Here is a 26,587-nt window from a genome sequence, read left to right on the forward strand (position 1 = left end):
ATTAGATAGTAATATCGGGTTTTTTGTTAACTTTTATTTAAGTTAGGTAATCGAAATTTACTAAAAATATGATGCCTATCACATTTTCTTATATTTCTTCTTTTCATTTTCTACTGTCTATTCATAATACCTAAAGTTTTCAATCAGACGGTGACAGATGAAAGTTTATAAAATTCTTAATAACAATGTAGTCGTTACACTTGATTCCAAAGGCAATGAACTCATTGTCACTGGTCGTGGCATTGGATTTAAAAAACGTGAAGGAGACTTGATTGATCCTAAACTGATTGAAAAACAATTTTCCCTCAACAACCAAGAAACGCTACCAAGATTTGCTGAATTACTATCTGAAATACCCATTGAAATATTCACTACTTCAGAAATCATCATCAATCACGCCAAACAAGTCCTGAATGGAAAACTGCAAGATAGTATATATATTTCACTCACAGATCATATCCATTTTGCTATAGAGCGCCATAAACAAGGATTTGATATTCCGAATAGTTTTTTATGGGAAACAAAAAAGCTCTATCCTAAAGAGTTTCAAGTAGGTTTATTTGCTTTATCGGTCATCAAAAAACGTTTATCCATTGAGTTACCAGAAGACGAAGCGGGTTTTATTACCTTTCATATTATTAATGCTCAACTTAATGATACGATGCCCAATATCGTTAAAATGACCAAAATCATGCGTGAAATTCTTAATATCGTCAAATACCATTTTAATTTTGAGTATGATGAAGACTGTCTGTCTTATCAACGCTTTGTGACACACTTAAAATTTTTTTCACAACGTATACTGAGTCAAAGCCAACCAGTTCAACAAGATACCTCATTATATGAATTAATTCGTAAAAAGTATGAACAAGCTTATCTTTGTACCAAACAAATCGATCTCCATTTAATTCAACAATATCAACATCCACTTACCGATGATGAAAGCCTGTATTTAACCATTCATATTGAAAGATTACGCACTGAACTCAAAAAATAATGTGATACAGTTCACAATTTGAACATCTCAAAATGAGAAATCATATTCACTATCTTTTATTTATGCTAGCCTAAGCGAATAAATTTTGGATTGTTATTGCACAGCATTATATGTTGTGTAAGCAAAACCTAATCACCTCGACTTGAGGTGGTTAGGTTTTTTTTTGCATTTAAAAAAGGATAAGGTATGAAAAACAAACAACTTGCCGAATCAATTATTGAATATGTTGGTGGTCAAGACAATATTATCAGTCTGGTACACTGTGCAACTCGTCTAAGATTTGCATTAAAAGATGATAATAAAGCCAATGCAGATATCCTCAAAAAACAAAAAGGGGTAATAACTGTTGTACAAAGTGGTGGACAATTTCAAGTTGTCATTGGTAACAATGTGGCAGATGTATTTAACAGTATAATGCAACTCACTAATCTCAATGAGAAACCTTCAGCCCAAACACAACAAAATAAAAAATCAGGCTTTTTGTCGAAATTAATTGATCTCGTTTCGGGAATATTTATTCCTGTTCTAGTCGTTATAGTTGCTGGTGGGATTTTAAAAGGATTAATCTCTTTATTGCAGGTTTTGGATGTTATTCACCCAGAAACACCCACCTATGAATTCTTGTATGCCATAGCGGATGCCCCACTCTACTATTTACCTATTATTTTAGGTTTTTCTGCGGTAAAAAAATTTGGTGGCAACCCCTATGTTGGAATGGCAATAGGTGGCGCCTTAGTTCATCCTAATATTGCCAATATGATACCTAGCGGTCAGTTTTCATTAGAAACAGAAATGTTTTCAATACCAATACAATTAATTCCTTATGCATCATCGGTTTTCCCGATTATTTTGGCAGCTTGGTTCTATTCTTTACTTGAACGTACTTTCAATAAAATCATGCATGATTCATTTAAAAAATTTATCGCCCCTCTACTCGGAATTCTTATCACCGTTCCATTAACTTTTGCGGTTATTGGCCCTGCGGTAACGTATATCAGTAATGGGATTGCTAGTTGTATCATCTTTATGTATGAACTCAGTCCAGTTATAGCATCCATGGTTTTAGCCGCACTTTGGCAAGTCATGGTAATATTTGGTATTCATTGGGGACTTGTTCCATTTGCCTTAAATAACTTATCGGTATATCAAAATGATTTTATGTTACCGATTCTGTTTCCTGCTGTGTTCGCGCAAGTTGGTGCCGTATTAGCGGTAAGATTACGAGCCAAAGATCCTGAATTTAAAGCTTTAGCAAGTTCTTCGGTACTATCGGGTATTTTTGGGGTAACTGAACCCGCAATTTACGGTGTCAATTTACCGTTAAAAAGACCATTTGTTATTGGTTGTCTTGCTGCAACTGTAGGTGGTGGAATTGTTGGTTATTATCACAGTGTCATTTATTCGTTTAGTTTTATTAATATTTTCTCCTTTTTACAATTAATTCCACCTACAGGCATAGATGAAAAATTTTATGCTGTCGTCGTTGGTTGTATCCTTTCATTCATCTTGGCACTAATTGCAACCTATCTATTTGGAATGCCAAAAACAAAGCAAACAGATCAAGATGAAACTTCATCGACAAACAATCTTAACCTTTCAGATACTGTTAATACGCAACCTGTCACAGTTTACAGCCCGTTAACAGGAACTATCATTCCACTAAATCAAGTTAATGATCCTACTTTTGCCAGTGAACTAATGGGTAAAGGCATTGCTATTATTCCAACAGAAGGGAAAGCTTACGCTCCTGATGACGGTGAAGTCGTATCACTGTTCAGAACCAAACACGCTATCGGATTTCAGACTGATTCTGGCGTGGAAATATTAATTCATATCGGGATCGACACGGTTAAATTAGACGGTCAATATTTTCAAGCACATGTTCAAGCCGGTAACAAAGTCAAAAAAGGCGATTTACTCGTCAGTTTTGATATCGAGGCAATCAAACAAGCAGGATTTGAAGTTTCCACGCCGATCATCATTACTAATAGCGATGACTATCAGAAGATCCAGACTATTCATCAATCAGAAACTATTGAAAAGGATGACGTTTTATTAACGTTATCAGCAAATAAGGAGTAACACATGTTAACACAATTTCCGAAAGATTTTCTTTGGGGCGGAGCAATTGCCGCCAACCAAGTTGAAGGTGCCTATCGTGAAGATGGCAAAGGTTTATCTACATCAGATTGTACACCCAACGGTTTATTTGGTGACATCATCGATCGTAATAAAAACACAATTACCGGCATTAAAGATCGTGCCATTGATTTTTATCATCGCTATCCTGAAGATATCGCTTTATTTGCTGAAATGGGATTTTCATGTTTAAGAACGTCAATTGCTTGGACTCGAATATTTCCAAATGGTGATGAAGAACAACCAAATGAAAAAGGACTGGCGTTTTATGACAAACTGTTTGACGAAATGTTAAAACACAACATTACCCCACTTATCACCTTATCGCATTACGAAATGCCCTACTACCTTGTCACGCAATATGGTGGATGGGGAAATCGTAAAGTCATCGAATTTTTTACTCGTTATGCCAAAACCGTATTTGAACGCTATAAAAATAAAGTAAAATATTGGTTAACGTTCAATGAAATCAATATGTCATTACACGAACCTTTTACCGGTGTCGGATTGGATAGACACAGTAGTAAAGAACAGATCTATCAAGCCATTCATCATCAGTTAATCGCCAGCAGTCAAGCGGTCAAACTATGTCATCAAATTATTCCCGATGCCAAAATAGGTAACATGCTATTAGGTGCTGTTGCTTATCCTTTAACACCTAAGCCTGAAGATGTTTGGGCTACACTTCAAGAAAACCATGGTTGGCTATTTTTTGGTGATGTTCAAGTTCGAGGTTATTACCCGACTTATATGAAACGTTTTTTCAGAGAAAACAATATTAATTTAACGATCACCGAACAAGATCGACAAGATCTTAAAGAAACGGTCGATTTTGTATCGTTCAGTTATTATATGAGTTGTTGCGCAACTTCTGATGAATCACAAAAAACAAAAGGGAATATTTTAGATATGGTACCAAATCCTTATCTAAAAGCATCGGAATGGGGTTGGCAAATCGATCCAACAGGCATCCGTTACCTGTTAAATATGCTTTATGAACGTTACCAAAAACCATTATTTATTGTTGAAAATGGCTTAGGTGCAAAAGATAAATTAGAAGCAGATGGCACGATAAATGATGATTATCGTATTACCTATATGAACGATCATTTAGTGAAAATTCGTGAAGCTATCGATGATGGTGTCGAAGTGATGGGGTATACCAGTTGGGGGCCAATCGATTTGATTAGTGCTTCAAAAGCCGAAGTAACTAAACGTTATGGATTTATTTATGTCGATTTAAACCAAGATGGCTCGGGAACACTAAAACGCTATAAAAAGAAAAGTTTTTACTGGTATCAATCTGTGATTGCATCAAAAGGCGAAGTTTTAAAATCTTAACTTTTGTGACAAACCTAAAATTGGAAAGTAACTGCGCATAGCAGGCAAAACCTAAATAGCTCATCAAGCATAACTGACTATTTAGGTTTTAATAAATAAAAAAAGGATATAAAAATGAAAATAAGATATTTAACCTTCGCATTATTCAACATCATGTCTTATTCCGTTCTTGCAAACCAAATATCCGATAATCATCTACAACAAAGCCTTTTTGATAATACTTTTATTAAAGATAGTAAACTTGATTTCTCAACTCGCAATCATTGGAAATATCTGAAAGAAAATGCCGCTCAACCAAAAGAAGTGCATAGTGCTTGGGGGCAAGTTTTCACGTTAAATTATAAATCAGGCTATCTGTTTGATACACTTGGATTTGACGTCACTTATGATAATGCGATAAAGCTTGGTGCAAGTGATTATTTTGCAACCCGTAATCTACTGTACAACCATGGTAAAGGTTATAGTAAACACAATGCGCATGGTTTTAATAAATTTACTCAGCGTTATATAAAAATAAAACTGGGTGATGAAAGGATAAATTTTAACGGTAAAGTGGGCTGGCATAGTGTAAAAGATTTAGGCATTATTAGCTCTTCACAACATTTAACACGAAACAGCTATCTCGGATTTAGTGGCATATTAAAATATGATGACTTTGCTTTTTCATTTGGTCGTTTAGACAGTGCCCTACCCCGTGAATCCGCCCAAAAAGTTCACTTTTTAACGAACGATCGCAAAAAAGTCATTGATCACATTTCTACAGTTGAAATTGCCTATAAAGATACTGATACTAAAATCGATTATTCTTACGGTGTTGCCAAAGATTATTTAAAAAGACATGCAATTGAACTGGCATACAAACCGATTAACAAATTAACAATCGGTTCACAATTTTATGGCAGCTACGCAATGAAAAATTATGATGCCATGAAACAAAATAAAAAAGAGTTTGATTCACATGCATGGCATTATGCAGCAGACATTGAATGGAAAGAAAAAGATTGGAGCATTAAAGCTGGTCTAGCTTATACTGATGCAAACAAACACAATGCCATAGGGTATTATGGACGCCATATCGGTAAGAATAACCGTGGTCGTTTTAATGGACTTGCCGCCGCAGCAGCAGATTACATGCGCGATGGGGAACTTGTGTTCACAACCGTATTAAATTATGATTTTATTAAAGATAACACAACTGGTTTATATATGAACTATGCTGAATTTAATTATAAGCATGAAAGACTAAAAAATGGTGAAATCAATATTTTCAATATTTGGAAACCTAGCACTGGTATGTTTAAAAACCTCTCTATCTTATCAAAAGTAGGTTATGGGTGGTCTTACAAAACAATGAGTGCTTCTGATGCCACACCAAATCTAAAACACGGAAAAGCACAACGTTCCCCAACGTTATCAGCTGAAACCGTCATCGATTATCGATTTAATTTATTTTAGATATTTTGTTTAATAAAGGATGAAACATGAAAAAAACAATTCAATTTATTAGCCTATTTTTTGTTATGGTTGTAACTATTTCACAAGCTTTTGCCAGTGAAGTCACAATCTATTTAACCCGTCATGGTAAGACCATGTTTAACAATGTCCATCGTGCTCAAGGATGGTCAGACACCCCATTGATTGAATCGGGTATAAAGGTTGCTGAACAATTAGGACGAGGCTTAAAAGATGTCGAATTTATAAAAGCTTATTCCAGCGATTTAGGTCGTGCCCGACAAACAGCACGTATCATCTTAGAAAGTAAAGGCGATACCATTGCTATTAATGAAATGGAAGCTCTGAGAGAAGCCTGCTTTGGCGATTTTGAAGGCGATCTTGACCCGAATATGTGGAATCCTGCTGCACAACATTTAGGTTATTCATCTGACAAAGAATTAATGGCTGATCTTGCTAAAGGGAATATCACTTTGAAAAAAATGTTAGATGCAGTTAAAGCTGTTGAAAAATCGGGACACGCGGAAAATTATCAGCAAGTTAAAAAGCGAATGGAAATCGCATTAAAAACCATCGCTGAATCAGCAAAAGCACAAGGTGGTGGTAATGTATTAGTCGTTTCACATGGTATTGCGATTATGTCTATGGTAGAAGAGCTGCTAGACGCCCCTATCACTACCCCATTAGGCAATGCCAGTGTAACGAAAATTCGCTATACCGAAGATGGTAAATTTGTTGTCGAAAGTTTTGGCGATATGAGTTATGTCGAAAAAGGAAAACAAGTTACAAAGTAACATTTCAAACTTATTTGGCTTGCTTAGGTAAGCCAAATAACTGAATAAAATTGGGTGGATAACGGAAAAATGGTAGAAATTAACCTAAAAAACAAGCATAATTTTATACCATTTTTGAGTGCAAATTTTTTAAGGTTTATATGTTTTATTCATCTGATTACTCATCACCATTAGGATTAATTACACTGGCAAGTCGAAACGATCAACTTGTTGCTGTATGGATTGAAGGACAAAAATATTTTGGTGATACCGTAAACGAACCGCTTGAAAACAAACCAAACTTACCCATTTTTAACCGCACAAAAAAATGGTTTGATCACTATTTTTCAGGAAAAAATCCAGCAATCAATGAACTTGATTTAGCCCCTATAGGTACACCTTTTCGTCATCAAGTTTGGGATATTCTTTGTAAAATTCCTTATGGTGAAATCATCACTTATGGCGATATAGCTAAACAAATTGCGAAAACTAATCAGCTTACCAGCATGTCTAGCCAAGCTGTCGGCGGTGCAGTTGGTCGTAATCCACTATCCATTATTATTCCTTGTCATCGAGTCATTGGCAGTAACGGCAGTTTAACCGGTTATGCAGGTGGCATTGATAAAAAAATAAAGCTTCTGCAATTAGAAGGAATCGATACTCAAAGGTTCACTATTCCCACTAAAGGTACTGCACTTTAAATATCCCACTAATTTTGCTGTGAAGAATATAAAAAATTCAATACCTAAAGTGAATAGAAAACGCCTTAAATAACCTTGAATTCTAAATAAACCAAATTTTTATAATGATTTACTCGATAGCCATTACATTTAGTAATTCATTTACCTATTTGAGCCTATAAACAATGAATATGGATTATTTAAAGTAATTATCTTCTTAAATAAAATTGATTTAAATCATCTTGGTTTAGTTTTTCAAACAGAATGCTTTTTATTATAGAATTCAATCGGTAAATGAGGGTAAAGGATTAAGCATTGCATACATTTTACTCTTTAAATATCCATTATTATTCAAACAAACTCTCATTTTATTTTGAACATCGATACGATTGTTTTCTAAATAATCCAATAAACCATCAGCATATCTTTTTGACTCAGAAAGAACATCAAAATGCATTTTTAAGCAACTACTTGCTCCAATATGCTTAAGATTCAAAATATATAAGAAAGCAATATCGCCCTTAGTTAACTCGTTATTTTTCAACTTGGTCGGTAAATAAACCCACTCTTTATTTTGAATACTATTAAGGACAACTTCTAACTTGTCATCATCATATTTATTGTTAACGAAATATTCGTCAATAACAAAATCATCAATGTTACTATCCCATGTTAACTGAGTATTGTTTCCATAATAAATTGTTTCAATATTCTGTAACTTTTGAGGCGTTGAGTTTTTGGGTTCAACCCTTCCAAACTCAAAAGTAATTGTATCATCATCCTCAATAGCTAAGAATTTTTGTGCTTGAATTGCAAATGACAAGTTTGTAAATAATAATAAAAAAATGACTAATATTTTTTTCATTGATAAATTTCCTTTTCCAAACGGTAGTAATTATTTTTATAGTAATTAAAATGTTGTTTTCACGATTGCTATCTTTCTGATATTTAACTATCTCAAAACGATACAAATCAAAATAATTAATAACGAAGAATTTATTAGGATTTGGAAATTCATTAAATCAATATTCAATGAATAAATTTGAATATTATCTTCTTTATGTAAAAATGAATGACAACTATGCGTAGTTATAAACTTCTTATTTCCTAATTCCATGATAAATTTTCTTTTTTATAATTAATTTCAATTAACTTTGTTAAATTAACGTTTTTATTGTTATTTTTTAAATTATACCGACAAGTAACCAATATTATTTTATCTCTCTGATAATATTGGTGACAGTCCCATTATTAAACTAGTTAAATACGATATCTTAAAAAGATACTTTTCAATTTAAATGGCTAACCTCACTAAATTAAATAAAGTATAGAATGATTTTATAAATCTTTTTGTACTAGATATATAAGATTACTCACACAAACAATTGTATATTATACATATTATCGGTATGAATAATAAACATTTTTATCACCATTATTTTTTCATAAAAATAATCAGCTATAAGTCCATCAGTTTCGAATATTGTATCCAACTGATTTTTACATTATTCGTTTTTATAATTAGATTTTCAATCACTAGGAATTTTTTAAGTTAAATGCCCCAGTAAAATAATAAAAAAAATTATCTTTTTTTCAAATTTTTATAAAGATGTCTAAATGCCATAATAGGATGATGAATTATCATTCTTGGTCCAGAAAATCGCATAACTTGTTGTATTTTTTGTTTATAATCTTTGCGATAACAATGTTTTGGGCAACGTTCACAGGTTGACTTCTCTTCGCCAAATCGACATAACGTTAATCGTTGCATTGCATATTTCAATAAATCTTCACATTCATCACATAAATGGCTATGTGGTGTATGGTGTTGCTTATTACAATATAGATATATCATTGTGCTGACGGTAACTTTTTCTTGCTGAATGTTGGGGCCCGTATTTTTTACTACCATAATTTAATACTTATATAACGAGAAAATGTTAAAATTAAAAAATAGTTGATTATAATCCCAAGGAACAATAAAAATGGCAAGAATTATCAATAAGGATACCATTGTTTGCATGTCGCTATCGGCAAGACCTAGCAATTTCGGCACTCGATTTCATAACTATTTATATGAGAAACTTAATCTTAATTACCTGTATAAAGCTTTTACTACCAATAATTTAAAAGATGCCATTTTTGGTATTAAAGCGTTGGCAATTCGTGGTTGTGCAATCTCTATGCCCTATAAAGAAGATTGTATAGCATTTATTGATGAACTTGATGAATCGGTAAAATCAATCCAATCAGTTAATACTATCGTTAATACAAATTATCATTTGAAAGCCTATAACACTGATTACATAGCTGTAGAAAAACTTATTACGCTACATAATATTGATAAAACAACACCATTTGTATTAAAAGGAAGTGGTGGTATGGCTAATGCAGTGGTTGGCGCTTTTTACGATGCAGGTTTTAAAAACGGCACGATTGCCGCACGTAATCAAGCAAAAGGAGAGGCTTTGGCAAAACGTTATAATTATCATTGGGTAAAAAATGAAACCGAGCTATTACCCGAACAAGCTAAACTGATTATTAATGTTACACCAATTGGTATGCGAGGAAGTATTGAAGAAAACAATTTAGCTTTTTCTGAAAGCATGATTCGAAATGCCGATATCGTTTTTGATGTAGTTGCAATGCCAGTAGATACACCTATGATTAGGTATGCAAAAAAATTAAATAAACCAATCATTTCTGGAGCAGACGTCGCTGTACTACAAGCACTTGAGCAATTTATTCTCTATACTGGGGTCAAACCAAGTGAAGAATTGGTTAAACAAGCATCCGAATTTGCCAGACAAGAATAAGTGTTATATCTTCCACCGATGTTATTCGGTGGAATCATTAATATTACTGGAATAAAATCTATCACATGGTTTGATGTAATTTTTGATACACTGAAAGTAATTTTTGATGCATGGTAAACTGATCAAGATTCTCATTAGATGATTGAGTTGTAGTTGAAAAATCATTTAGACCATAAAACGTTTTCTCACCAATTGCATATTGCCACATTTTCTCAACACTAGTTTGACCATACATTTTGTTAAATGCTATTTGATAATCATTAAACTTATTCACATCGCGTTGAAGAATAAAATTAACCAAAGTTTGTAAGCAACGATAATTATGATTTCTTTCTGGTGACAAAATGGATTCATTCATTTCGATAGTCCAGTCAATCCACAATTTAGCTTGTTCTAAATCCTGAGCGGCTAGTGCAAGCATTGCTTTTAGTTCACCAACTCGTAACGTAAACCAAGCATTATCTTTGCCCGTAGCAATTCCAAGTAGTTCACGAATTCGAGCAAAATCATCTAACCCTTCTTCATCTAATTGTTCAATAATGGCAAGATATTGTTCAGCAGAATATTTTTTTACCGGTAGTGACATAATAAGATCACGAAGATGAATCGCCATGTTGTTATTCGCAATTAAAAGATCTTCAGGCGGATATATTTCTGACATTCCGACAGCCAATATACGACAAGCATATACACCTAAGTGCTCATAGTCCATAATTAATACTTCCGTATTTTGTTCATGAAAAATAGCCATAAGATTATTAAATTCTTGTTCCGTTGTCCCCGAAAAATCCCAATCCACAAATTCATAATCGGCTTTTTCTTTAAACAAATCCCATGATATTAAACCACTTGAATCAATAAAATGAGTTTCTAAGTTACTTAAATCCGCAATTTCATCATTATCAAAACTTGGTGGTGAGAAAACATCAAGATCTTTTAAACTTCTACCTTGTAATAGTTCCGTCACTGTTCTTTCAAGTGCAACACCAAAATTAGGATGAGCACCAAAGGAGGCATAACAGGTACCATTTTTAGGATTAAACAAGACGACACAAATCACAGGATATTTTCCGCCGAGAGACGCATCAAAGCAATATAGTGGAAATCCTTCATTTTCGAGTGATTCTATTGATGCTAACACGCTTGGATAGCGATGAATCACTTCTTCTGGAATCGTCGGTAAACTCATTGCTTCAGCAATAATTTTATTTTTAACGTAACGTTCAAAAATTTCAGATAAAGCTTGTACTCTGGCTTCATTACGTGTGTTACCGGCTGACATACCATTTGAAGCATATAAATTAGCAATTAAGTTAATTGGTACATAAACAATCTTTTGATCGGATTGAGAGATAAATGGTAAAGCGCAAATCCCTCGTTCACGATTACTTGATTGTAAATCAATAAGATCGGTTGCACTTAATTCATTATTTGGATCATAAAATTGTAAAAGTTTTTCAGATAATATTCCTTCTGGCAAGGTATTATCGTCAGGCACTAAAAACCATTTTTCCGTTGGGTAGTGAACAAAACTAGCCGTTGCTGCTTGTTTCCCTAAATAAAAATCAGAAAAGAAATAATTGGTTGATAACCGTTCAAAATATTCGCCTAAAGCCGATGCTAATGCTGCTTTTTTGCTCGCTCCTTTACCATTAGCAAAGCATAAAGGACACTGCATATTTTGTATATGGACTGACCAGACATTAGCTACTGGATTAAGCCATGAAGCCTCTTTAACATCTAATTGATATTTAGCTAATTGTTGATGAAAATAGTGGATTGAATCTTCAAGGGCGGCATCTTTGCCTGTTATATATGTTTTCATAAATTTATTTTAAACTTTATTTGCATTGATTTATTCTAAAATATGTTATCTAATATACAATGATTATTTCAGATAATCATCAAGTAGTTAACATTAAATATATTCAAACCTTAAATATCATATATATAAATCAGTATTGAGGAAAGAAATGAAAGATTTTAAACCAATTGATTTACTGTTTTTTAACCGCTTAATTATGCCAAGTGTATTAACCTTTCTGTACTGGTTAATGTTAGCGTGCGTCACCCTGGGTGGTTTATTCAATATTTTTCAGGGTAGTATTCTTTATGGATTGTTCGGTATAATTAGCGGAGCTGTTCTTACCCGCATTTGCTTCGAATTAATCTGTGTCTCTTTTAGTATCAATAGAAATTTAGAAAAATTAGTTCAATTGCAATCAGATGGTAATCGTAAATCAACTGATTCAAATATCTAAGATTTTTAGCCGTAAAAAGTTAGAATATATCCAACATTAACTGTTGGATATATTTAAAGCCCATCTAGGATTGACTTCAATTGCCAATTCGCTGTTTAGTTTCTGTTTTAAATGAATCATACCCGCATAAGCAATCATTGCACCATTATCAGTACAAAACGCTAGTCTAGGATAATACACTTTTCCTTTTCTTTGTTGCATTAACTGTGTTAATTTACTCCGCAAAGTTTTATTTGCACTTACACCGCCAGCAATCACTAAACGTTTGAAGCCTGTGTGGTCGAGTGCTCGTCTTGATTTGATGACTAAGGTATCAACTAAGGCATCTTCAAAAGCACGTGCAATATCGGCTTTAGTTTGTTCATCTATAATACTCTCTTTACTGTGCTGATGAATGGCATTAGCTGTGGCTGTTTTAAGACCAGAAAAACTAAAATCAAAACCGGGTCTATCTGTCATCGGTCGAGGAAAATGGAATCGAGAAGATATGCCTTGCTCAGCTAATTTTGAAAGTTTTGCTCCACCAGGATAATCAATTCCTAACAGTTTAGCTGTTTTATCAAATGCCTCGCCTGCGGCGTCATCAATGGATTCACCAAGTAACTGATATTCCCCTACTCCAGTCACACTAAAAAGTTGAGTGTGCCCTCCGGATACTAATAAAGCCACAAAAGGAAACTCAGGCGGATTGTCTTCAAGCATAGGAGCAAGTAAATGTCCTTCCATATGATTCACAGCAATAGCAGGTACATTCCATGCATAGGCAAGTGAACGCCCTATTGATGCGCCTACCATTAACGCGCCGATTAATCCAGGCCCCGCCGTATAAGCCACGCCATCAATATCGCGCGAAGTTAAATTAGCTTCTTTTAAGGCCGCTTGAATCAGTGGTACTGTTTTACGAATGTGATCTCGTGATGCAAGTTCTGGTACGACACCACCATAATCAGCATGTAATTTGATTTGTGAATAAAGTTGATTAGCCAGTAATCCATGATGATCATCATAAATTGCTACACCTGTTTCATCGCAAGATGTTTCAATACCAAGGATCTTCATGAGTTTTTACCCGAAAAATTTAATTTGTCATCTCCACTCCAAAGATCTTGTTCGCTTATCTCTTTATCAGCAATGCGATGCTCTTCTGCTGCCCATTCACCCAAATCAATGAGCTGACAACGCTTGCTACAAAATGGGCGATAAGGACTTTTATCTGACCACTCAACTTGTTTTCGACAAGTTGGGCATTCCACTAAGGTTTTTGTTTGATTATTCATTTAATTGTGTATGATTTTCTCTCTAAGTTTATTAGCAACATGCTAATTCAAATTCAATTGTATCTGTTGTACTATTTTCACAAGTTTCAAGAGGTAAAAAACGCACGCTGTAGCGCGACATATGCCCAGAAACTTGCGGATAAACTTTTTTATCTAAAGAAACACGAATACGTATCAAATTAATTTCACCATTAGTTTCTTGAAAAAAGTTATTGGTATAAATAAATTTCTTAAATTCACCTAATTGTCTAATTAGTTGCATACATAATGATAAAGACTCATCAAGTAATGATAAATGTTTTAACCACTTTTGTACTTGCTGTGCTCGTGACTCAACTGGCAATTTTAGCCAAAGATAAAAAAATGGAAGGTCAAAACTGCAACAACCTCCTGGAATCATCAAACGTTGTCGTATTGATGTAATGAAACGATCGTCTTTTAAAGCTTGTCCTAAACGAATTGTAGCATTAAATTGGGTAAGGTAAGAATCAAATTTTATTAATAATCCATTGATCAATTCTTTATCTACTCCATCAACATTCAACCAAACAGTTAGTTTTTGCTTTTGAGATTCAATTTCCTTAATTAGATCACTTCTTATATCACTACGTTCAATGATTTCTAAAAGTTCTGATAACGCATGAAAAAAAAGTAGCGCATCATCTTCTTGAAAATGACAATGTTTATTAATTTGATTCAACAAAAATTCAAGCCGTAACCAAGTACGCATTTTTTCATTTAAAGGATGTTCAAAAATAATATCATTCATGTTAATCCATTCTATTTTCTAAATTTATTTAAATATTGTTGGTGTAATTTTCCAACTTGTTGTTTTAATGAGCTTAAATCACCATCATTATCAATCGTATCATCAGCATAAGCCAATCGTTTGGCTGAACTTGCTTGGGAAAGTATCATTTTTTTAGCTAGCGATTCTGAAATATGATCTCTTTTAACAAGTCGCTCTAATTGTAATGATTCTGGGATATCAATCATTAAAACCCGATCTGCAAAATTATGTAAGTTATTCTCAACTAACAATGGCACAACCCAAATGATGTACTCAGCTTTTTGTCTGGCAATTTGACGTTGTGTTTCTTGATGTATAAGGGGATGTAATAAATTATTAAGCCAAAGACGCTCATGTTCATTGTTAAAAATAATTTCTCTTAATTGACTTCGATCCAGTTCTCCATTTGGGAGTAAAATCTCTTGGCTAAAATGTTTAACAATTTGAATAAAGGGTTCTGTTCCAACTTTTACTATTTGCCGAGCAATAATATCAGCATCAATGATTGGCACACCCAAATTTGCAAATAAACTTGCAATGGTACTTTTACCACTAGCCACTCCACCACTAAGCGCTACAACATTTGGCATGGGACATATTCCAATCAAACAAAAATCTTACTAAAGTATATCATATAAATAATTGTCATTATATGCTCTAATTCATCTAAACAAAATAAACAAAACTTATAATTTAATTAAGTAATTAAATATAACTATAAATAACATCTATACAATATACCTATTAATAAATATATGTTAAATTTTAAAAACTATAATTAGTTAAAGTTTTTATTGTTAAATAATATTAAAAATAGATTTGATAAACAATTTAATTATTAGTAAAAGTTTTCAATTTTAAAATTAAACTTCATAATCTCTAATCCGCACAGATTTAAAATAAATTCAATAAACTATTGGCATTATTATTATAGCTGTATATAATCACATATATCTGTATATATACACAGGGAAAAACCATGAGACCTTTAACAGAACGCCAGCAGCAAATATATGATTTAATCAAACAAAACATACAGACCACAGGAATGCCACCTACACGAGCAGAAATTGCTAAAAGCTTAGGTTTTCGTTCAGCTAACGCAGCTGAAGAGCATTTGAAAGCATTAGCCAAAAAAGGCGCTATAGAAATGATTGCTGGCTCATCCAGAGGGATTAGACTCTTGCTTGAAAACAGTGAAACTAATGAGACAGAAGGATTACCACTCATTGGTCAAGTCGCTGCCGGCTCACCGATTCTCGCTCAAGAACATATTGAAAGTTTTTATCAAGTTGATCCCCATTTATTTAAACCCACTGCGGATTTTTTATTACGTGTTCATGGAATGTCAATGAAAGATATAGGCATATTAGATGGTGACTTACTAGCAGTACATAAAACACAAGATGTTAAAAATGGGCAAGTTGTTGTTGCACGCATTGATGATGAAGTAACCGTTAAACGATTATCTCGTAAAGGTAAATACATTCATTTAATTGCCGAAAATACTGAATTTTCACCAATTGAAGTCAATCTTGAACAACAAAACTTTGCCATCGAAGGAATTGCTGTAGGGATTATTCGTAATGGATCATGGATGTAAGTTAGTATAAAATACTCACAAATCATAGCTAAAGCAGGAGAAATAGCATGTGGCTATTTTGGTTGTTTGAATTTTTAGGTTTTTTAGCTGTTCTACTGGCTATTTTTCTATATTGTCGATTGCGTAAACAACGATTTTGGTCATTTATTTGGCAAAATTTAAAGTGGGTGGCAATATCTATACTTGTGGTTTGGCTTGCAATCGCAATATTGTGCCGAAATCATTTATTTAGCGCTGCTCATTGTTATTTTCGTGGTGAAAGTATGCATGCTAATACAAAATATTCAATCTTTCTGAGTGAGTGCCAAGTAGAAACACCTAGTGGGAGTTATGTGCCAATCGAACGATCCCGGGCTATACCCGGTTCAAGCGATACTCATGACAATCATGGAGCTGATGGATATATTCCTTATTAATCTTTTAAACTCAAATAAAAAAGGTAATTTTAAAAATTACCTTTTTTTATTGTTTTATTTCTATCTATTTTTTTAGACTCTTCGAATGTTATAAATTAAAGAGCCTCACTGTTAATTATAGAGTCAATGATTTTAATATTCATTGAACATCTATCAATTTACTTATTGACTAATATGCTATCTATTTATTTAATTCCTCTAATAATAACTTTTGCAAAGCAGAAGCATTTTCAAATGAAGTATAATCATTATTATTGATGGCCTTAGGCTGCTTAGTATTATCCGATGATTTACCCAATACTTGTGAAGCAAGCACCAAGCCAGTTTGTTCAGTTATCGAATGTTTATAAAAATCAATCAAATCTTTCTTATTGATTTTTTTGATTTTTTCTATTTTTTTACTTCTTGAATCAAATGTAAAACGTGAAAAAAGGAAATCGCTTACGTAATACTCCAGTTCCTCATTCAATGTTTGAGGAGGCATAGTGAGTTCATCAAGTATTGCTTTTTTATATTCATCAATATCTTTATTGGATAAAGCCTCTAAATTATTTAGCATTGTAGGATAAAAATGTTGATAACGCTTTAATAAATAATCAGGATCATATTGATTACTTTGAAGAATAAAACTCAAGCCTAAAGATTGACCAATATTGACAGGTACTGCAAATACGGCATAACCAAGTTGTTCTTTGGTGCGTAATTGCTCGAAAAACCATGGTGAAATAATTTTTGAAAGGGTATAACTTAGCATTCCGCCAGTAACTCGATCATAATTAATGGGTATATAACTCATTATCAATGCATTATCTGTACTTGTAGCATGTTGCGTAATGATAGCTTTGAGTGGTGCATTGATTTCAATGTTTTTAAATGGCGTGAATTCTGCTTTATCAGATAGCATTTTTTTTATGGAATGATAAAGATTTAACGAGTTTTCAGCAGAAATATTGCCTAAGCTTAACATATAAGGAACTGAATTAGTTAATAAACTCTTCCGGTAAGTTAAAATATCATCTATGTTAATCTCTTTAATAATTTGACGTTTCACATCACGCTCAACATAATGTGGATATGTCGATAATGCTGAAATAGGTTTGTAGGCTAAATTGTAACTTTTGGCATGATCAGCTTGATCAAGTTCTTGTAGATACCATGATTTAGCTAAATTGAGACTTAGCTCATCAACATTAGTATTTCGATATTTGTCTAGTATAGCAGTGATTATATCGGGCATATGTTGGTTAAATCCACTAGCAACTATCATCAAACCATTATCCTTACTACTTGATAATTCTATACCAGCTTCACTTGCTTGAAATACTAACTGATCTAATTCCCGACTAACAATATAATCAAGTAATTCAAAGGACACTTGAGATTTAGCATCACTAAAAGCTTGATTATTACGCAGAGAGACTATAATAGCGGCTTTGGGTTCATCGTTGAAATATTGACTTGCAAAATGAAAATGATTACCCCGCTTATTAAATTCATTCGTTTGCAATGGATTAGTATCTTGTTTAACAATTGTAAAATCATCAGGTATATATGGATTTGTAGTTGGCAAAGAAAATGAATAAGTTTTGGCAAAATTTTTCCAATTTATTTTCTGCTCTTGAGTGATATTATCTATTTGATAAGGTACGTTAAGCGAATAAGCTATTTTGTTGGTAGTTTGATCTGGCGATATAACCCATAACCTAACATTATCAGGTGTTAAACTCTTCAACCTAGCTAAAACAGCCGCTTTATCAAAATGAGTTGCAATATAATCAGAATTCAAAATGTTTTCTACCGGATAAGCTAACATTTGATCTGACAGCCACTCAACATACGACATGTCACGCTCTATATTTTGGTATCTAAATTTTAGCGCTAATACTTTCTTTAATTCCTCATAATAAATATCTGAAACCCCATCTTTCTGAATTAATTGCAAATAATTAAAGATTGCCCCAATCACTTTATCTTTTTCGGCAAGTCCTTGATCGGTTAAACTGACATTTATACTAAAGATACCACTATTTCCATAGCGAATTGGGTCGAAAGACGCACTGATACCTTCAATCAAACCTTGCTTTTTTAACTGATCTGACAGCGTATTTTTACTACTGTTAGTAATTAAATAACTGATAAATTCATCACTTTTATTAGCAAAATTAGCTAAATTATTTTCCATTGGAAACTGCAAATAAAGTGTCTTTTTGGGCTGAGCTGGTATCATTGAAATTTGTTTATCAACAGATTCCTTAGTGATTGCTTTTTCATCAATTTGGGGGACTGTAATATTTTTATTAGGAATTAGACCAAATGTTTTTTCAGCTAATTTTGCTAATTTGTTAATACTTTGGTTGCTATATAATACACCGACCATAATGTTCGCTGAATAATAATCGGCATGAAATTTTACTAAAGCGTCTTGTAATTTACTGTTCGGTTTATCTGCTAAAGTCTCTAAATTTCCAATAAAAAAATGTGATGAAGGATGATTTTGATTAATTGTTTCTGAATCAACTTGTCCAAAACGCAAACCATCTTCAGATCTTCCCATTGTCATCTCAGCATTAACAGCATTGCGTTCTTTGTCGGCATATTTTGGGTCTAATATCGGTTCGGCAATCGCATCAGCTAAATAATCTAATGCTGTTTCAAAAGCGCTATTTTCAATTTCAAAATAAAATGATGTTCGATACCTCACCGTACTTGCATTATATTGTCCTGCATGTCGATTTAAAAATAAAGAAAAGCTAGCTGGTTCAGGATATTTCTTTGATCCCATTAAAACCATGTGTTCAGTGTAATGAGCGAGACCTTGATGCGCTGTTGGATCTTGTAATGCGCCCACTGGTAGCGCTATTGAAGCTAAAGATTTAACCGCTTTTGAATCAGAAACGAGTAATACTCGCATTTTATTTGGCAACTCAATTACTTCATATTGTCGATTATCGCGTTCACTTTGTTGCACTTTTTCTAATAATACAGGATGAACAAGTTTATTTTCGATGGCAGAAGATGAATTGGAAATAATTAATGATAATGCAGTTAAAAAAACAACTTTGACTTTCATTTTTTTCATATAATTCTCCAAGTTAAAAGTATCATTATATTCACAATTTAATAATTAAGAAGAAAAATATACAAAAAATAAACAACCCAAACTATAGTTAACAAAAATCACTAAATATAACTATTTTTTGCTGCCTATATTTTATATAATTTTCAACCCATTTAGATAATTGAAACCGTGTAACGAAATGTTTTAAGCAAGTTTGCTGAACCAAAAAATTTCCAATTTATCAAGGCTGTTCAATGAATCTAATTGTTATTCTATTGACCGAATGATCTTCGATTCTTTCACAACTAAAACAATAAAATATAATTATGAAATATATAGAATTAAGGTGGTTATATGTATTATAAGTATGTCTTAATGATAGGTCTTTTCGCTTACAGTTCCACTTCTTTTCCTAACCTAAATAATCATGACAAAGCCGTTAAAGCAGATAAATTATTAAAAGAAAGTATTGAAGCAAAGAAAACTCAAAATTTTGAACTTGCTTTAACTAAGTTACAGGAAGCTCATCGGCTATTTCCTACTAACTCTGACATTTTAGTGCAACTTGGTTTTAATTATTATGCCAGACAAGAATTAGAACTAGCAAAACAATCATTTCAAAATGCTTTAACCATAGCTCCCAATTATATTGATGCACAATATGGTCTAGTAAGTGTAATTCTGGCGCAAAATAGTGATACGCCATATGCGGCAGAGCAATTACTTGATCAATATTTAAGTCAATCACCAAATAACTCTGAATTATTAAAATTAAAAAAAACGATAAATGAAATTAAAAGTAATATTCATAATTGGACATTAAATATTTCTGGCACACACAGCCATTTAACAAAATCTTATGCAGATTGGAACGAGGCAGATATCGCATTATCTTACAAATTGTCAAAAAACAGTACTATTACAGGTCATTTAGCTCAATCCCATCGGTTTAATATGAATGACCAACGATTTGGTACAACATTTTGGCATACGATGAATGATAGAGCTTATGGCTACTTATCTGGCTTTGCAGCCTCCTCAAAAAAATTCTTTGCTCGCTATACGGTAGCAAGTGGTATTGATTATATGTTATTTAAACCGACAAATGAATATCTTAATTCTCTTCACATCACGCTAGATTTAAAGTTTGACCATTATGATGATGGAAATATTAAAAGTATTACACCAGGTATAGAACAGTATTTCTTTAATGATCGATTATCGCTTGCAGGTAAGTGGTACAATACTTATGACCAAGACAACAATCATACCAATGGTTTTTTAATTAAGTTATCAGTCATCCCGACTGAGAAAATGCACCTATTTCTCGGTTACTCTAATTCTCAAGAAACGTCTGACCGTTCAAATCGTTTTAATCAATCTTTAATCAAGGCGAAAGCGCATTTTGTGGGACTGTCCTATGACATTTCCAACCGATTTAGTGTGAATTTTAACTACACAACTGAAGGACGAAAAGACACAAATCGCAATCGCCGATTGTATAACAAAAACACTTTAGGATGTGGTATAAAATGGATATTTTAATACGTTATATCAACATTTACAATGTAAGCATGATTCTTACAGGGATTTTAATTGTTATCTTAACTTCAATTATTTATATTAAGCGAAGATATCAACAAAAAAAATTTGCGAATCTAAAATTAAAATTAGTCAATTTGATTAACGCCAAAAAACGCACGTATTCATTTAGCTCTAGCAAAATATTAAAACATTCCATAAATTCAGTCGCATTGATTGCCGCTTTTTTTGCTGAAAAAAAGAACAGTGAGCTTGAACCGATAATTTCGCTTTTTGAAAATGAATTATTTCAAAAAAAATTACGCAGATTATTAAAAAAAGGAACAACAAAAGAGCGCATAGATGCAGCAAATATGTTGTCTTACTACCCAACAAAAGAGACTTTTTTTGCACTAAAAAAAGCTTGTGAAAATCCTAATCCAGAAATTGCTATTGCAGCAGCCCTCAGTTTAGCTATTAGTAGCCCAGAAGTAACACTTGCCGAACTCATAATTATATTGTCTAAATCAATACCGCAAGATGGTTTATTTTGTTTTCTACGACTTGTTCCATCAAATAAACTTTTAGAATTTGAAACCGACATAATAAATCAACAATTTAGTAATATTGATGAAAATTTATCGAATATTCTCACTCAAATTTCAAATAATTATATTACGCCTTACGCTATGTTAGCCAAAGAAGATCGGCGGGAATACATGTGTGCTTTTTATGATGCTTTAATCGAACTACAAAGTAATTCTTCAGGTATTATTCATAGTTGCTATCTAATTAATTTTATTAACGAATTCTGTTATCAAGAAAAAATATCTAGTATTGAAGAATTAATTACAGAATATTTTGATTTTAGTTCTAAACAATTTGTCCATATCCTCGATAAAAACAATAATTTTTTCAAAATTAAACACGGGTAAACTTTATGAATAATGATTTATACTATGCAATAAAGATTTGCATGGAAGTACTGGTTATTCTCATAATGATTGTTGGGCTTTTACAAATACTCATCTATTTCTTGCAACTTATCATTTCTGTTTATGTTCTAATTAAGGATCGAGATAACGATAAAAAGATACAAAATATTAAAAAAAACGAGGGAATTTTACCTGCTATATCTATTATTATGCCGGCCTATAATGAAAGCGTTACCATCATTGATAGTATTGAATCAATGCTAGCTACAGAATATCCTAATGTCGATATTATTGTGATTAATGATGGTTCGACCGATAATACCTTCCAACTAATTTATGAGCATTTCCAACTGCAAGAAATCGTACATAATTTAAATAATGCAGATCAAAACCACCTTTCCCACGCAAAAATAAAAGGTGTCTATATTTCTCGAAAAGATAGCCGTCTACGCATCATCGACAAAGTCAATGGTGGAAAGGCAGACGCTCACAATGCCGCAATCAATTTAAGTCAAGCACCTATCGTTTGCCTTATTGATGCTGACTCGATTTTAGAGCCAGATGCATTAACTAAAGCTGTCATTCCCTTTATTTATAGTCCTCAAACAATTGCTGTTGGCGGAACAGTACGAGTTGCTAACAGTTGTCTGATAAATAAAGGCGTGGTAACAAAAATAAAACTTTCAAAAAAATACATTGTTCAATTGCAAGCATTAGAATATATGCGTTCATTTTTAATGGCGAAAGTCGCATGGAATCATATTAAGATATTACCTATCATCTCTGGGGCTTTTGGTTTATTCCGTCGAGATTTAGCCATCAAAATTGGGGGATTTTCGGCTGATTCGGTTGGTGAAGACTTTGACTTTACCGTCAAACTACATAAACTAATCTATGACACTAAAGGTCATTACAAAATAGAGTATGTTCCAACAGCCGTTTGCTGGACTCAAGTTCCTGAAAAATGGAAGGTTTTAAGGAATCAACGTATACGTTGGCATATTGGTGCATTGCAAACCTATTTGCATTTTAAAGAATTTACTTTTAAGATAAAATATAAACGACTAAGTTTTATACTATTACCTTTTTCAATATTAACGGATATTTTAGGTCCCATAGCTGAATTATTGGGCTATGTATTGTTACCACTTTTTTGTTATTTCAACGTTATTGATGGAAATCTTATTCTATCCTATTTTTTACTTGTTATTAGCTACAATATATTAATTACTTCGACCGCTATTGCTATTGATGGATTATTACTTAGAGGGCTAGATAAGATTAAATATTTTATATCATTACTGTTTATTTCCCTCATTGACAATTTTGGCTATCGACAAATCTGTTTATATTGGAAATTCAAAGGTTTTTTTAGGTTAAAAAAAGGTAAATTATCTTGGGGAAAAATGGAGAGAGTTAAATTTGATAAAAAAAATTAAGCGATTATATAACAACCTATTATTTATCCTAATTCTTTTTATTCCTTCAATATGTGCAGGTGATGTTTTTATGTTGAATAGCTTTAAGAGTCCAGCTTCCGTTCAATATATTACATCATCAAAACAATATGAGATGTATGATAAAAATAAACCTGTTTTAAGACCTATCGATAACACAAATTACATAACTAAACCAAGGCAAATGATTTCTAGTATTAATACATTCTTTCATAACAAAGCGTTATCGTTTATTAATGCATCAATGTTGCAAAATAGTTCCAATCCTTCAAAATTGAATATCGAACAATTAACACCTCGTGCTAACTCAAAAGATAGTTCAACAAATTCAGAAAAAAAACAAAATATTGCTATGTGGAATTGGATAGCAACGACCTGGAATAACTCACCTAACCAATTTATCTCAAAGATAAAATCAAAAGGAATTAATCGGATCTATTTACAATTATTTATTGAAAATCAAGAAATTGAATATAAAGATCAGCTAATAAATCTAATAGACATCGCATTCCAAAATGGTATAGAAATCATTGCTGTTGAAGGAGCAGCAGAAATGATACTTGAAAGTGGTTTACAAAATGCGATTGAACGTAATCAAATAATTAAACAATTCTGTCAGCAACGTATAAGTAAACCTTGTCTTGCAGGAATTCAATATGATATAGAACCCTATTTATTACCAGATTATGACCAAAATAAAGATCAGATTTGGCTACAATGGACACAAGCGATAAAAAAACTGAGTGAAAGTTGGGGAGGTAAAATTGAGGTTGTAGTCCCATTTTGGTTAAAAGATATTAGCCATGGCATCCAAATTATCCAAAATATTGAACCTTATACCCTAAAATACATTGTCATGGTTTATCGTACTGATTATAAACTCATTTATGATATTAGTGCTAAGTGGTTAGCATGGGGAGATGAAAATCTTCATAAAATCGTCATTGCTCTTGAAAATGGTATACTCAGTGAAGAATTCGAAAAATATTACTCCTATGACCAAACGAATAGTGAAATCGAAGAAGGATCAAATGATGAGAATTCTGATGTTAATTCAACTGATCATATAGTGGACTTCACAGAAATTAGCTTTGGTGGTAAAGAAGATGAACTATTTGATATGATTAATAGACTGACTAAGGTATTTTCAAATTGGAATTCTTTTGATGGTTTTGCCATTAATGGACTATTGGTTGAAGAAGAGTAAATAAGAGCCAGGTTGACTAGCTCTTATTGCTGATCTGATTTATGAAATCAATAAAGTTTTAACTTAACCTTAATTAATGCTCACGTGTTTTTCTAAATTCAATATCAGGATAGCGTTCCTGTGTTAAATTTAAATTCACCATGCTTGGCGCAATATAAGAAAGATTATCACCACCATCAAGGGCTAAGTTTTGCTCGCATTTACGTTTAAATTCTTCCAATTTTTTCACATCATTACATTCAACCCAACGGGCTGTTGTGACGTTTACCGGTTCATAAATGGCTTCTACATTGTATTCCGATTTTAAACGCGCAACCACCACATCAAATTGCAGCACACCGACCGCCCCGACAATCAAATCATTGTTGGATAATGGTCTAAATACCTGCACAGCACCCTCTTCTGATAACTGCACCAATCCTTTTAATAGCTGTTTTTGTTTAAGCGGATCTTTCAATCGTATCCGTCTGAACAATTCAGGCGCAAAATTAGGGATGCCAACAAATTTAAAATCTTCACCCTGCGTAAATGTATCACCGATTTGAATCGTACCGTGATTGTGCAATCCAATAATATCACCGGCATAAGCTTCTTCGACATGTTCACGATCACCTGCCATAAATGTCAAGGCATCGGAAATATTCACATCTTTGGCAATCCTCACATGACGTAACTTCATGCCTTTTTCATATTTACCCGAAACGATACGCATAAAAGCAACTCGGTCACGATGTTTAGGATCCATATTGGCTTGAATTTTGAACACAAAGCCACTAAATTTTTCTTCTGATGATTTGACTTCACGTTTGTCAGTCTGACGAGGTTGTGGCGTTGGCGCCCAAGCTGTTAAGCCATCAAGCATATGATCGACACCAAAATTACCTAACGCTGTACCAAAAAAGACAGGGGTTAAATCACCAGATAAAAAAGCATCCAAATCAAACTCATTTGATGCACCTTGAACCAGCTCCAGCTCTTCACGTAGTTGCTGAGCTAAATCTTCACCTACCGCTGTATCTAATTCGGGATTATTTAACCCTTTAATAATACGTACATCCTGAATAGTATGACCTTTACCCGATTGATAAAGATAGGTTTCATCTTTATTAAGATGATACACGCCTTTAAATAACTTACCACAACCAATTGGCCAAGTGATCGGTGCACATAGGATATTAAGCTCGTTTTCAACTTCGTCAAGTAGTTCCATTGGGTCACGAATATCACGGTCTAACTTATTCATAAAGGTTAAAATTGGGGTATTACGCAACCGTGTCACTTCCATCAATTTACGAGTACGATCTTCCACCCCTTTAGCGGCATCGATGACCATTAAACAGCTATCTACTGCTGTCAATGTTCGATAAGTATCTTCAGAAAAGTCTTCATGCCCAGGGGTATCAAGTAAATTGACTAAACAATCGTTATATGGAAATTGCATCACAGAAGTTGTGATAGAAATACCACGTTGTTTTTCCATCTCCATCCAGTCAGATTTAGCATGTTGAGCATTTGCACCACGCCCTTTTACTGTCCCAGCAGTTTGAATTGCGTGACCGAATAGCAAAACCTTTTCGGTAATCGTTGTTTTACCCGCATCAGGGTGCGAAATGATAGCAAAAGTGCGACGAGCATTAACTTCGTCTAGGTAAGCTTGTTCTGTCATAAAATTAATATTCATTAACCTGTACAAAAATAATCGAGCATTTTAACAGGTATCGCTATCCATTGCCATGAATGTATTAACAATGGTTTGCCTTATTTAATTATCTATGCATAATATCTTCATTTGCCTAGCTAATTAGAGCATTGACAATAAAATAGCATTGAGCTAAGCATGTGATTTATCAAAACGGAACTTTCT

General features: G+C 33.1%; 23 protein-coding genes. 14 read left to right on the forward strand and 9 right to left on the reverse strand.

Annotated features, from left to right (window positions below; translation table 11 throughout):
• The first annotated feature begins 157 nt into the window (after positions 1 to 157).
• The 6 genes from licT to ACKJXD_RS00695 all read left to right on the forward strand — a co-directional run bounded on the left by licT (position 158) and on the right by ACKJXD_RS00695 (position 7,403).
• Positions 158 to 997, forward strand: coding sequence for a BglG family transcription antiterminator LicT (gene licT / locus ACKJXD_RS00670; RefSeq protein ID WP_294825999.1), 840 nt, complete (start codon positions 158 to 160; stop codon positions 995 to 997).
• A 186-nt stretch (positions 998 to 1,183) separates the two neighbouring features.
• Complete coding sequence (locus ACKJXD_RS00675; protein WP_430875240.1) at positions 1,184 to 3,079, forward strand: beta-glucoside-specific PTS transporter subunit IIABC; 1,896 nt, start codon at positions 1,184 to 1,186, stop codon at positions 3,077 to 3,079.
• Positions 3,080 to 3,082: 3 nt separating this feature from the next.
• Positions 3,083 to 4,477 (forward strand): glycoside hydrolase family 1 protein, encoded by a 1,395-nt coding sequence (locus ACKJXD_RS00680; protein ID WP_430875241.1) that lies wholly within the window; start codon positions 3,083 to 3,085, stop codon positions 4,475 to 4,477.
• Positions 4,478 to 4,591: 114 nt separating this feature from the next.
• Entirely contained in the window at positions 4,592 to 5,932 is a 1,341-nt protein-coding gene (locus ACKJXD_RS00685; protein ID WP_430875242.1) for an OprD family outer membrane porin, read from the forward strand.
• A gap of 26 nt (positions 5,933 to 5,958) precedes the next feature.
• A complete protein-coding gene (locus tag ACKJXD_RS00690; RefSeq protein ID WP_430875243.1) occupies positions 5,959 to 6,723 on the forward strand; it encodes a histidine phosphatase family protein in 765 nt (254 codons plus the stop codon).
• Between the two features lie 140 nt (positions 6,724 to 6,863).
• Entirely contained in the window at positions 6,864 to 7,403 is a 540-nt protein-coding gene (locus ACKJXD_RS00695; RefSeq protein WP_430875244.1) for a methylated-DNA--[protein]-cysteine S-methyltransferase, read from the forward strand.
• 262 nt (positions 7,404 to 7,665) lie between these two features.
• Here the strand turns inward: ACKJXD_RS00695 and ACKJXD_RS00700 are convergent, their stop codons facing one another.
• Complete coding sequence (locus ACKJXD_RS00700; protein ID WP_430875245.1) at positions 7,666 to 8,247, reverse strand: hypothetical protein; 582 nt, start codon at positions 8,245 to 8,247, stop codon at positions 7,666 to 7,668.
• 717 nt (positions 8,248 to 8,964) lie between these two features.
• The gene (locus ACKJXD_RS00705) at positions 8,965 to 9,294 is read right to left on the reverse strand and encodes a nitrous oxide-stimulated promoter family protein (protein ID WP_220215310.1); all 330 of its coding nucleotides are present in this window, start codon (positions 9,292 to 9,294) and stop codon (positions 8,965 to 8,967) included.
• A gap of 73 nt (positions 9,295 to 9,367) precedes the next feature.
• On the opposite strand from ACKJXD_RS00705, the gene ACKJXD_RS00710 reads away from it, so the two are divergent.
• The gene (locus ACKJXD_RS00710) at positions 9,368 to 10,198 is read left to right on the forward strand and encodes a shikimate 5-dehydrogenase (RefSeq protein WP_430875246.1); all 831 of its coding nucleotides are present in this window, start codon (positions 9,368 to 9,370) and stop codon (positions 10,196 to 10,198) included.
• A 61-nt stretch (positions 10,199 to 10,259) separates the two neighbouring features.
• Here the strand turns inward: ACKJXD_RS00710 and ycaO are convergent, their stop codons facing one another.
• On the reverse strand, positions 10,260 to 12,023 hold the full coding sequence (gene ycaO / locus ACKJXD_RS00715; protein WP_430875247.1) for a 30S ribosomal protein S12 methylthiotransferase accessory factor YcaO: 1,764 nt from the start codon (positions 12,021 to 12,023) through the stop codon (positions 10,260 to 10,262).
• Positions 12,024 to 12,171: 148 nt separating this feature from the next.
• Here ycaO and ACKJXD_RS00720 point away from each other — a divergent pair, with 148 nt between their 5' ends.
• Positions 12,172 to 12,459, forward strand: coding sequence for a DUF4282 domain-containing protein (locus ACKJXD_RS00720; protein WP_220215313.1), 288 nt, complete (start codon positions 12,172 to 12,174; stop codon positions 12,457 to 12,459).
• 36 nt (positions 12,460 to 12,495) lie between these two features.
• Here the strand turns inward: ACKJXD_RS00720 and tsaD are convergent, their stop codons facing one another.
• The 4 genes from tsaD to coaE are packed head-to-tail and all read right to left on the reverse strand — an operon-like array spanning position 12,496 to position 15,116.
• A complete protein-coding gene (tsaD, locus tag ACKJXD_RS00725) occupies positions 12,496 to 13,518 on the reverse strand; it encodes a tRNA (adenosine(37)-N6)-threonylcarbamoyltransferase complex transferase subunit TsaD (protein ID WP_220215314.1) in 1,023 nt (340 codons plus the stop codon).
• Positions 13,515 to 13,736: a DNA gyrase inhibitor YacG gene (gene yacG / locus ACKJXD_RS00730; RefSeq protein ID WP_430875248.1), complete on the reverse strand. Its 222-nt coding sequence runs from the start codon at positions 13,734 to 13,736 to the stop codon at positions 13,515 to 13,517. Before yacG ends, tsaD begins: the two co-directional genes overlap by 4 nt.
• Positions 13,737 to 13,767: 31 nt before the next feature.
• On the reverse strand, positions 13,768 to 14,505 hold the full coding sequence (zapD, locus tag ACKJXD_RS00735) for a cell division protein ZapD (RefSeq protein ID WP_430875249.1): 738 nt from the start codon (positions 14,503 to 14,505) through the stop codon (positions 13,768 to 13,770).
• Positions 14,506 to 14,516: 11 nt separating this feature from the next.
• A complete protein-coding gene (gene coaE, locus ACKJXD_RS00740) occupies positions 14,517 to 15,116 on the reverse strand; it encodes a dephospho-CoA kinase (protein ID WP_220215317.1) in 600 nt (199 codons plus the stop codon).
• Between the two features lie 389 nt (positions 15,117 to 15,505).
• On the opposite strand from coaE, the gene lexA reads away from it, so the two are divergent.
• Both lexA and ACKJXD_RS00750 read left to right on the forward strand, forming a co-directional pair.
• Entirely contained in the window at positions 15,506 to 16,129 is a 624-nt protein-coding gene (gene lexA / locus ACKJXD_RS00745) for a transcriptional repressor LexA (protein ID WP_220215318.1), read from the forward strand.
• Between the two features lie 47 nt (positions 16,130 to 16,176).
• Positions 16,177 to 16,545: a hypothetical protein gene (locus ACKJXD_RS00750; protein WP_220215319.1), complete on the forward strand. Its 369-nt coding sequence runs from the start codon at positions 16,177 to 16,179 to the stop codon at positions 16,543 to 16,545.
• A 181-nt stretch (positions 16,546 to 16,726) separates the two neighbouring features.
• On the opposite strand, the gene ptrA is transcribed toward ACKJXD_RS00750, so the two are convergent.
• The gene (gene ptrA, locus ACKJXD_RS00755; RefSeq protein WP_430875250.1) at positions 16,727 to 19,624 is read right to left on the reverse strand and encodes a pitrilysin; all 2,898 of its coding nucleotides are present in this window, start codon (positions 19,622 to 19,624) and stop codon (positions 16,727 to 16,729) included.
• A 333-nt stretch (positions 19,625 to 19,957) separates the two neighbouring features.
• Here ptrA and ACKJXD_RS00760 point away from each other — a divergent pair, with 333 nt between their 5' ends.
• The 4 genes from ACKJXD_RS00760 (at position 19,958) to ACKJXD_RS00775 (ending at position 24,723) form a co-directional block, all read left to right on the forward strand.
• Positions 19,958 to 21,148, forward strand: coding sequence for a YaiO family outer membrane beta-barrel protein (locus ACKJXD_RS00760; protein ID WP_430875251.1), 1,191 nt, complete (start codon positions 19,958 to 19,960; stop codon positions 21,146 to 21,148).
• Entirely contained in the window at positions 21,136 to 22,059 is a 924-nt protein-coding gene (locus tag ACKJXD_RS00765) for a hypothetical protein (RefSeq protein WP_430875252.1), read from the forward strand. The genes ACKJXD_RS00760 and ACKJXD_RS00765 overlap by 13 nt, the downstream gene beginning before the upstream one ends.
• A 5-nt stretch (positions 22,060 to 22,064) precedes the next feature.
• Complete coding sequence (locus ACKJXD_RS00770) at positions 22,065 to 23,498, forward strand: glycosyltransferase family 2 protein (RefSeq protein ID WP_220215323.1); 1,434 nt, start codon at positions 22,065 to 22,067, stop codon at positions 23,496 to 23,498.
• Positions 23,499 to 23,568: 70 nt separating this feature from the next.
• Positions 23,569 to 24,723 (forward strand): hypothetical protein, encoded by a 1,155-nt coding sequence (locus ACKJXD_RS00775; RefSeq protein ID WP_430875253.1) that lies wholly within the window; start codon positions 23,569 to 23,571, stop codon positions 24,721 to 24,723.
• Between the two features lie 73 nt (positions 24,724 to 24,796).
• Here ACKJXD_RS00775 and prfC read toward each other — a convergent pair whose 3' ends face one another.
• Positions 24,797 to 26,389: a peptide chain release factor 3 gene (gene prfC / locus ACKJXD_RS00780; RefSeq protein WP_294827106.1), complete on the reverse strand. Its 1,593-nt coding sequence runs from the start codon at positions 26,387 to 26,389 to the stop codon at positions 24,797 to 24,799.
• Positions 26,390 to 26,587 lie beyond the last annotated feature (198 nt).

Origin of the sequence: Gilliamella sp. G0441 (genome assembly GCF_050589305.1) — a bacterium.
Taxonomy (GTDB): domain Bacteria; phylum Pseudomonadota; class Gammaproteobacteria; order Enterobacterales; family Orbaceae; genus Gilliamella.